This window comes from Lysobacter sp. 1R34A (assembly GCF_051217035.1).
In the GTDB taxonomy this organism is placed as follows: Bacteria; Pseudomonadota; Gammaproteobacteria; order Xanthomonadales; family Xanthomonadaceae; genus Lysobacter.
Window position 1 is genome coordinate 1 of record NZ_JBPKJP010000211.1, and the last position, 739, is coordinate 739.

Annotated in this window: 1 protein-coding gene and 1 pseudogene; both read right to left on the minus strand. The window is 70.6% G+C overall.

Annotation, left to right across the window (positions count from 1 at the left end):
- Positions 1-378, minus strand: a 378-nt coding sequence (locus ACSAMQ_RS20590) for a heme biosynthesis HemY N-terminal domain-containing protein (protein WP_435397440.1), incomplete at its 3' end; no start/stop codon positions are given.
- Between the two features lie 57 nt (positions 379-435).
- A pseudogene (locus ACSAMQ_RS20595) lies at positions 436-739 on the minus strand (hypothetical protein); the annotation flags it as partial.

Sequence of the window (739 nt, forward strand, 5' to 3'; positions counted from 1 at the left end):
CGCGTGGGCCAAGCGCGCGGCGGCGACTTCGGCGATCGCCGCCACGTCGCGGCTGCGCGCGGCCTGGGCGAGCGATTTCTCGGCGCGCGCCCAGTGGCCCTGGTGCAAAGCGTCCAGGCCGTCGATCAATCGCGCGCGCGCCTGCTTCTTGCGATGGCGGCGCATCGCCACGAACGGCAGGCTGATCACCTTCCACACCAGCCACAGCGCGAGCAGGCCGCCGATCAGGATCAGCAAGGCCTTCGGCAGATTGGTGACGTAGTCGATGCCGCCGTAGGTGACCACGACTTGGCCGGGGTCCTGCACCAGCAGTTGGGCGACGAGCGCGCCGACCAGGGCCAGGACGATCCAGAACAACAGATTGCGGAACAGATTCATGTGCGGCAGCTCCTTATCGCGCCAGCATCCGGATCGGGTGTCGGTGGCCCGGCCGGTTCATTGGGCCGTGCGCAACTGGCGCAGCTGTTGCAGGGTCGTGCCCAGGGTCGGCACCGAAAGCGAAAGCGGCAGCGCGGCCAGTTCGCGCAGTTGCGCGAGTTGGCGGTCCTGGGCCGGCGAGGGCGGCGACAGGCGCCGCACCCAGCTTTCGGCGCGCTTGAGCGCGGTGCGGTAGCCGTCGGCGTCGCGATGGTGATGCTGCCGGCCGTCCACAGGCCCCAGCCTTCCGGCAGGCGCACCGGCTCGATCGACGCCACCTGGCCCGCGGTCAGCGACATCGCCCCGCCCGAGCGGCTGCTCA